5 protein-coding genes and 1 pseudogene are annotated in these 8,687 nt (G+C 67.8%); 3 read left to right on the top strand and 3 right to left on the bottom strand.

Annotation, left to right across the window (positions count from 1 at the left end):
- Positions 1-43: 43 nt before the first annotated feature.
- Both ACXJKR_RS17190 and ACXJKR_RS17195 read left to right on the top strand, forming a co-directional pair.
- Positions 44-610, top strand: coding sequence for an FxDxF family PEP-CTERM protein (locus ACXJKR_RS17190; protein WP_457323854.1), 567 nt, complete (start codon positions 44-46; stop codon positions 608-610).
- A gap of 553 nt (positions 611-1,163) precedes the next feature.
- The gene (locus ACXJKR_RS17195) at positions 1,164-3,014 is read left to right on the top strand and encodes a hypothetical protein (RefSeq protein ID WP_457323855.1); all 1,851 of its coding nucleotides are present in this window, start codon (positions 1,164-1,166) and stop codon (positions 3,012-3,014) included.
- 38 nt (positions 3,015-3,052) lie between these two features.
- On the opposite strand, the pseudogene ACXJKR_RS17200 reads toward ACXJKR_RS17195, so the two are convergent.
- The 3 genes and pseudogenes from ACXJKR_RS17200 to ACXJKR_RS17210 all read right to left on the bottom strand — a co-directional run.
- Positions 3,053-3,211 (bottom strand): annotated as a pseudogene (locus ACXJKR_RS17200) (transposase); the annotation flags it as partial.
- A gap of 79 nt (positions 3,212-3,290) precedes the next feature.
- Entirely contained in the window at positions 3,291-4,577 is a 1,287-nt protein-coding gene (locus ACXJKR_RS17205; protein ID WP_457323856.1) for a glycosyltransferase family 4 protein, read from the bottom strand.
- Between the two features lie 32 nt (positions 4,578-4,609).
- Positions 4,610-5,647, bottom strand: coding sequence for a S66 peptidase family protein (locus ACXJKR_RS17210; protein WP_056192060.1), 1,038 nt, complete (start codon positions 5,645-5,647; stop codon positions 4,610-4,612).
- Positions 5,648-5,892: 245 nt separating this feature from the next.
- Here ACXJKR_RS17210 and ACXJKR_RS17215 point away from each other — a divergent pair.
- Positions 5,893-8,687, top strand: a 2,795-nt coding sequence (locus ACXJKR_RS17215) for a peroxidase family protein (RefSeq protein WP_457323857.1), incomplete at its 3' end; no start/stop codon positions are given.

Consider the following 8,687-nt stretch of genomic DNA (forward strand, 5'->3'; position numbering starts at 1 on the left):
CGGTTAGGTATCGGGCGCCATGCCAAGGCAACAGGAGATCGCGATGGCTAGATTTGCAGGGTTCAGGCAGGCGGCATTGGCATTGGCCGCGACGTGGTTCGCGACAATGGTGGGGCAAGCGCACGCGATGACCCGGGAGGTCGACTTCAACGTGCTCAATGCCACAGCGACGCTCCAGGGAACGTTCGGCTCTGGCGACACGCTGATCGTCGACACGGTGGTGACGCAGGAAACCGGCGCGCTGTCGCAGAGCGTCACGTTCACGCTAGGGGCGGGCATCACCGGCTTGACCGGGCGTGCGGTGTGGGAGATCTCGACTGCCGCCGGCCCGGGGCCGCGCCTCGTCGGCGTCAACATCGACATCTTCGATGCCAGCAACACCCTCGTTATCAGCGATGCGTTCGGTGGTGTCCTGGGCGGATACGCCGTGTCGGCCTTCGACGGGGCCATCGGTCCCGGCACCTATCACCTGGTGGCCAATGGCACTGCAGTGCGCGATGCGGTGCTCAATATTTCCATCAGCGCGGTTCCCGAGCCGCGCACCTACGCGTTGCTGCTCGCCGGGATTGGGGCGGTGGGTCTGCTGGCGCGCAGGCGGCGCTTGGGTTGAGGCTCTTGGGCGTGCGGCAGGCGGTCCGTCGCAGTTGCGTCGGGACGTCCCACCGTGACGGCAGCGCCTTCATCGGGCAAGCCAGCGCAAGGACTGAGGGCGCCGCCGGGGAGGCGGCTTCGGCCGTGGCCCTCAGGCGACGGCCGGCGCCAGCAGGCGCAGCGTGACGGCGTCGGCATCCATCTGGGCCATCGCTCCCACCGGCACGGTCAGCTTGCGCTTGATGCGGCCGATGGTTGCGCCGCGGAAGACGGGGACGTTCAGAGGCAGGAAGTAGTCGTCGCCGGGCTCGCGCGTCGTGAAGCGAGCCCAGCCCGACGCCGACCCTGTGTTGTCATCCCGCAGTGCTCACCGGCGACCGTCTTCGTGCCGATCGGGCGTTGAAATCCATGCGTAGACGCTTGCGATGCAATGGCCACAGGCGCGGGCGCTTCGTGCCGCCGCCTGAGCTGCTCGCGGCGAACGCGCGGAGGCGGGATTGCATCGAAACGGGAGCGACGTCCAGGTTTTGCGTGATGGTCCTACGATCCCGTTTCCGAACCGGGATATCTCCATGCGCTTGTCGCTACTGTCGCTCCTCATCGCCTGCCTGACGATCCAGCCTGCGCCAGCGCAGGCCGATGCGGCCGATGCGCCAGTCACGGTCAGTTTGTCGGTCAAGAGTGGCCGGGCGGCGTTCAAGGCCGGCGAGCCCATTGCGCTGGATCTGAGATTTCGCGCGCTGCAGGCGCCGGGGCGCATCGTCACCAATTCGCTGGGTGACTACCTCTCTGACGAGGTCGTCATCACGGCGCTTGATGGCAGTCCTCCCGCCGCGATCGATCGCGAGCGCTGGATGCCGCAGCAGCATGACGTGATCAACCTGCAGGCTGTGCCCGAGGGGCGGGAGTTGACGCTAACGCTGGTGCTCGATCAGCGGTACCGCTTCGATCGCCCGGGGCGTTATTCGGTGCACGTCGTTACTCGGCGGGCGGGACGCAAGGCACTCACCACGAACGACGTCACGTTTGCCGTGGAGATGCCGTCGCCCGATGAGGATGCGGCGCGCGTCCGCATGCTGGCTGCAGAAATCACCGGCGCGCCGTCAGGGCGCAAGTCGGCGGCGGCCGTACAAGCGCTGGCCCGAATGTCTTCCGATGCCGCGGCGCAGGCCAAGCTCGATCTGGTTCTCGAACCGCAGGGCGCTCATCCGTACCGCATCGACATCCTGCGGGGGCTTTGGCATGCCAGCGACCGTCAGCGAGTCATCGAGGCGCTTGAGAAGGCTGTCATGGACCCGGCGCTGGCGCGCACGGATCTGATCGACGACCTCGTGCTCCTGAAGAGCAGCGTCGAGGCTTCATGGCCGGCGGATTGGGCGGCAGACGCCGCGCTCAGCAAGCGCATCCGCGCGGCGGCGCTGCATCGACTCGCTGCGACCCTGCCGCTGCGCGATGGGGAGTCCCGTCTGCAGGCCAGTTGGCTGGTTCTCGAACCCTTCCGCGGTGACGCAGCGGCCATGGATGTGACCGACTTTGTCGTCGCTCGGGATTTCATTGCCGCGCATCTCGACAAGTTGCAAAGCTACCAACTGGTCGGCTTGGCGCGCGACTTCCGCGGCGCCTTCGACGGCCTCGCCGTCGTCGCCGCGTTGCAGCACTACCTGGACGCGCATCCGGACGACGCCAACGCGCTGAGCCTGGCCGTGAACCAATATCCCGACCTGGCCCAGCCTTATGTCGTCCGCCACGCGTGCGGCGATCACCCGATGTATTTCGAGCAGGTCCGAGACTTGCCCGTGGCGACGCTGGCCGATGTAGACGATTGTCTTCGCCGCAAGCTGCTGAAGGAGGCGCCGACAGCGGCAACAACCTCCGGTCAGATCGGGCTGGGTGTGACCCTGGCTTTCGTGGCGCGTTTCGCCACACCGGATCTGATCCAGGACGTCGCCCGGCTGATGCCCTCGCTTCAGGGGCGCTGGTTGCCCAATGCCAGAGCTGCCGCGCTTGTCTACCTGATGCGCTGGGACCCCAAGACCTATTCGGCGCAGTTCGAGGTCGCTGCGCAACAAGACGAGGGCGATGTGATGAGCTACACCGCCAAGGTCACCAGCCACTTACCCGCTGACGCGATGCGCGCCTTTTATCGCAGGACTCTGGAGAACGGTTCCGCGCACGACACGGCGCAGGCGGCGATGGTGCTGGCCAGCATCGGTGCAGCGGACGACCGGCCGTTGTTGAACGCGCGCCTGCAGCGCCTGCGCGAGGCACTGCGGGCGGGCCGAGGCTCTCATGATGACGAGAACCTGGAGGCGTCCTTGGTCTTCGCGATCCTCGACGGCTACGGCTGGCCGCGGGAGGAAGGTCTTGCGCTGGTGGCGACGTGCGTTTCCTCTTTCTGCAAGACAAGCTTTCACGTTCAATGACCTGCGCTGGGGTGCGTGACAGTCGATCCGGCGCCTTCGGGATGCCGGAGCTGTTGCGTCATCAAGAAGCCGTAAGCGGTAATGCTCAGGCTGGCGTGATGATGGAAGCCCCGCCAGCCTCTGCCTTTGTAGTGCCCCAGCCCCAGCTGCTGCTTGAGGTCTTGGTAGTCGCGCTCGATGCGCCAGCGCATCTTGCCCTCCAACACCATGCTGGATGCGCTCGTGAACTGGGTCACGGCGCAGCGCTGACGGCGCGGCCTTGCGACCGCCGCTGGTTCACTGCGCCGGTGGCGACGCCAGCGACCGAGCCACGACCGCCTCGTTGCGTGCCATCACCGCCGACCAATCGAATTCCAGCCGCGCACGCGCCAGCCCGTTGCCGGCCAGGCGGCTGGCCTGCGCCGGTGTGCGCAGCAGCGACCTGATCGCCGCGGCCAGCGCCTGGGCGTCGCCCGGCGCCACGAGCAGGCCGTTGTCGGCGTCACGCAGCACACTCGGCGTTCCGCCGCTGGCGGTGGCCACCACGGGCACGCCGGCGGCGTTGGCCTCGCACAGCACCCGGCCCATGGTCTCCACGTCGCGCGCGCCGGCGTGGTGGCTTTCGTAGCTGGCCAACGCAAACACGTCGCTCGCCCAGTAGTAGCGGGCAATCTTTTCGTGCGGTACACGGCCCTCGAAGCGCACCACGTCAGCCAACCCCAGGCGCGCGCAACAGGCCTCGTAGGCTCGGCGGCGGCGGCCGTCGCCGACGATCAACAGGCGGATGGCCGGGAATTCACCGCGCAACCTGGCGAGGGCATCGAGCAGAACTTCAACGCCCTTCTTTTCGACGAGCCGGCACACCGTCAGCACCACCTGCGCAGCCTCGGGCACGCCGAGCTCCGCGCGCGCGGCAGCCCGCGCACCGGGCGGCGGGCGGAACTCGCCAGCGGCGACCCCACCCGAGACGACCTCGATCCGCTCGCCCGCCACGCCAATCGCCCGCAGCAGGTTGGCCGTGTAGTCGCTGTTGGCCAGGATGCCGTTGTGGGCCGCCGCGGCGTGGCGCATCACTCGTTGGCGGCCGTCACGGAACAGGCGGTCGACCCAGTCGGGATGCTGGCCATGCTCCAGCCACCAGCTCAGTGCACGCTGCATGGCCGCCGAGCCGATGGCCCGGCTGCCCCAGGGATAGGGATAACCCAGCCAGGGCCGCAGCACGTCGTTGCCCACCGAGCGACAGACGACCGGAACGCCGGCGCGCGAGCGCAGCAGGCCGTAGAACACGGTCGATGCATAGATCGCATCGGGCCGGAACACGCGGATGCGGTCCAGCAGCAGCTCCTGGTTGTGCCAATAGCCCAGCCGCGACAGGACCCGATGCACCGCATGGGAGCAGCCGGCATCGAATGCGCGCGCGGCCTCGGCCATGGCCGGGTCGGTCACGCGATAGGTCAGCACTTCCACGCAGGCGGCGTGGCGCGCGAAGTGCGCCGCCAGATACCTGGCGTGCGTCTGCATGCCGCCGATGGCGGGCGGCCATTCGGTGAGGATGAGCAGCAGGCGCGGTCCGCTGGCACGCATGCGGCAGTCTCGGGGGTCGGGCGCCGGGGAACCTAGGCCACGGCCGGGCTCAGCAGCCGGATCGTTCCCGCGTCGGCATCCATCTCGGCCGGCGCACCGACCGGCACGGTCAGCTTGCGCTTGATGTGGCCGATGGCCGCGCCCCGGTAGACCGGCACGTTCAGCGGCAGGAAGTAGTCGTCGAACACCTCGTCCAGTGTCAGGCTGCCGTAGCCCTCGCCGGGCTCGCATTTGGTGAAGCGGCCGAGCACGACGCCGCTCAGTTGCGACAGCGCGCCGGCCAGGCGCAGCGTGGAGAGGCAGCGGTCGATGCGGTAGATGTACTCGTTGATGTCCTCGAGAAAGAGCAGGGCGCCACGGCAATCGGGGAAATAGGCCGAGCCGGCCATCGACGCCAGCACGGTGAGATTGCCGCCCACCAGCCGGCCTTGCGCCTTGCCGGGGCGCACGGTGGTGATGCGCTCCTCGCGGGCGATCAGGTCGTCCACCGGCTTGACGACAGGGTTGCGCAGCACGGCGGCCTCGGCATTCATCGCGATGGCCTTGAAGCTTTGCACCGAGTAGTCGTTCCATTCCGACACGGCCACGGGGCTGTGGAAGGCGACGAGGCCGGTCTGGCGGTGGATGGCGTTCACCAGGCAGGTCAGATCGCTGAAGCCGCCGAAGAATTTCGGCTTGCGGCGGATCAGCTCGTAGTCGAGCTTGTCGACGATGCGGTTGCAGCCCGAGCCGCCGGTCATGGCGAGGATGCCGGCCACCGAATCGTCGGCAAACATGGCGTTGATGTCGGCGGCACGCTGGGCGTCGGTGCCGGCAAAGGGCCCACGGCGTGCGGCGACGAATTCGCCCGGCTTGACCTTGAAGCCCAGGGCCTGCAGCACCTCGACGGCCATCTTCAGCGGCTCGCGCTCGAAGGTGGCGTTGGCGGGGCTGACGAGGCCGATCGTGTCGCCCGGGCGCAGCCGCGGCGCGAGCAATGGCCCGCCCGCGGCGCGCACCGGTTGGGCGGCGGCCAGCAGGCCGGCCGTGGCGGCGCTGAACTGCAGGAGTTGACGGCGTGACGGGTTCATATCGCTCGCAAACAATCAGAGATGAGGGGCTGGCCGCGTGCTCGGTCGCGCGGATTCGACGATTTGCGCGGCATTGTGTGCGCCCTGGCGGCATCAGCTGCCGCGGCCTGTTGCCAGTCGCGTGCAAGGGCAGGCACGGGTGGCTGTCCTCAAGGTGAATTTTTCGGGGCCTTCGAAGGATTGACGCTATGGCCGTAGCCTCGCTATGTTGCGCGATCTGCGAAGAACAAGACGAGGAGAAGCTCATGAAGCATGCACTCACCTGGCTGCTGCTCACGCCGCTGCTGCTGGCCGGCTGCATCAGCACCACCCCCCAGGCCAGCCTGGACGACACCAGGAACTGCACGGCCATGGTGGCCGGGGGCTTTCGCAAGGTGGCCGACGAGCGCGGCGAGCGCTTCAATGGCAAGGTCGGCGAAGAGGTGGCGCGCTGCCGCGGCAGCGACAAGGCCGCGGCCTTCCGCAACACGCCCTATGTCGACTGGTCCAACTACTGGGCCACCGGCGACAAGGCCACGCTGCTGCCGGGAACGAGTGGCGTCGGGAGTCATCTCGGGCCCAATGGCCGGGGCGTCGACGGCGCGCTGCTGGACCTCGAGTACCAGCGCATGGAGCTGATCAAGTTCAACCTGTTCGACAACTCCGGCAGCTTTGCCGACTACGCCCTGGGCCGTGAAGGCGTGGCGGGCGCGGCCGTCAAGACCTGGCCCTCGATGCGGCTGGCGGCCGATTCACCGTTCTACGCGGCCGTGGGCGGCGACGGGCCGCAGCTCTGCCAGGGTGATCTGATCCGCTGGCGCCAGCTCAGCGGCGTCTGCAACGACATCCGCAATCCCAAGATGGGCTCGGCCGGCGCGTTGTTCGCGCGCAATGTGCAGTTCGAGGCGACCTACCCCGACATCAGCGACGACGCCCTGGCGCGCAACCGCCATGGTGACCGCATCGCGTTGCTGCAGCCCGACCCGCAGCTGATCAGCCGCAAGCTCTTCACCCGCGCGCAGAGCGACCCCGCCAAATGCCGCGACGGGCAAGGCCTGCCCGGCAATCCGGTGGACGCCAACTGCGACTACCAGAAGGCGCCTTTCTTCAACGTGCTGGCGGCCTTCTGGATCCAGTACATGACGCATGACTGGTTCTCCCACATGGAGGAGGGCCGCAACGAACCCAAGTGGATGCCGGTGGGCTGCACGGGCGATGCGGCCAAGCTGGGCTGCCGGCCCGATGACCGCATCGACCGCGCCTTTGTCGCCGACGGCAATGCGCCGCCGCGCTACACGGCGGCTGACGGAACCAAGCCGCTGGCACGCGCCTTCCGCACCCATGCCAACAACAACACGGCCTGGTGGGACGCCTCGCAGATCTATGGCTACAACAACGTCTCGCGCCAGCGCGTGAAGCGCGACCCGGCCGACCCGGCCAAGCTGCTGATGCCGCCCGGCGCACGTGGCGGCGCGGGCGAGGCCCTGGGCCAGTTGCCCGTCTTCGCGGCGAACGACCCCATCCTGCCGCAGTGGGCCGGCCAGGGTGCGGCAGCCTTCCCGGACAACTGGAGCATCGGCGTCGGCTTCTATCAGACGGTGTTCTCGCGTGAGCACAACGCCTTCGTCGCCGAGTTCCGCCGCCGCGCCGCGGCCACGCCAGAGGCCGACTCGGGCCTGCGCGACCCGGCGAACCCGACAGCCGTCATCCGCTACCGCGACGTGTCGCCCGACGTGCTATTCGAGGTGGGGCGCCTCGTCGTCGCCGCCGAGATCGCCAAGATCCACACCATCGAGTGGACGACGCAGCTGCTCTACGACGAGCCCCTCTACCTCGGCATGAACGCCAACTGGGGCGGCCTGTTCGAAGGGCATCCGTTCGTCGAGAACGCGCTGGAAGCCATCGTCGTGCAGAACTACGGCAAGAGCACCGACGCGAAGAAGGCCGGCCAGTGGTACTCGGCCCTGGCCTCGGGGCCGGGCATCTTTGGCCTCGGTGCGCGGGTCTACAAGGACGACAGCTTCTTTGCGCGCCATGACGCCAAGAAGGACGACATCTGGAACCTCGCCAACCCCGAGCACGTGAACGGCGGCGTCAACCACTTCGGCTCGCCCTTCAACTTCCCCGAGGAGTTCGTCAGCGTCTATCGCCTGCATGCGCTGGTGCCGGACCTCATCGAGCTGCGCCACTGGGACAGCGACCCCAATCGCATCGCCGCCAAGGTGCCTGTCATCGAGACCTTCCGCGGCAAGGCCACCGGCGCGCTCGCCAACGAAGGCGCGGCCGACTGGGCGCTGTCGATGGGCCGCCAGCGCCTGGGCCTGCTGACGCTGGGCAACACGCCGGCCTTCCTGCAGAACCTGGCCATACCGCGGCTGCAGTCCAGCACCGGCAAGATCGACGTCGCGGCCCTGGACATCATCCGCGACCGCGAGCACGGTGTGCCACGCTTCAACGAGTTCCGCCGCCAGTACGGGCTGCGCCAGCTGACCAGCTTCGACGACTTCATCGACGCCCGCCTGCCGGCGGATTCACCCGAGCGGGCGCGGCAGCAAAAGGTCATCAACGACCTGCGCAGCATCTATGGCCAGCACAAATGCGATGCGAAGAAGGTCATCACCGCCGCGCAGAGGAACCTCGACGGCAGCCCCATCAACGACTGCCTGGGCAAGCCCGACGGCAGCCTGGTGGATAACATCGAGGACGTGGACACGGTGGTGGGCTGGCTCTCGGAGTTCACGCGGCCGCATGGCTATGCGATCTCGGAGACGCAGTTCCAGGTCTTCATCCTGAATGCGTCGCGGCGCCTGTTCAGCGACCGCTTCTTCACCAGCAGTTTCCGCCCCGAGTTCTACGGCAACCTGGGCATCGAATGGCTGATGAACAACGGCCCGACGGGCAAGCAGTTCGAGGCCAAGGAAAGCAACGGCCACCGCATCGAGGTCTCACCCTTCAAGCGCGTGCTGTTGCGCACCGTGCCCGAGTTGGCGCCCGAGCTGGCGCATGTGACCAACGCCTTCGACCCCTGGGCGCGTGACCGTGGCGAGTATTACGGCCTGGG

Source organism: Roseateles sp. P5_E11, assembly GCF_054049355.1.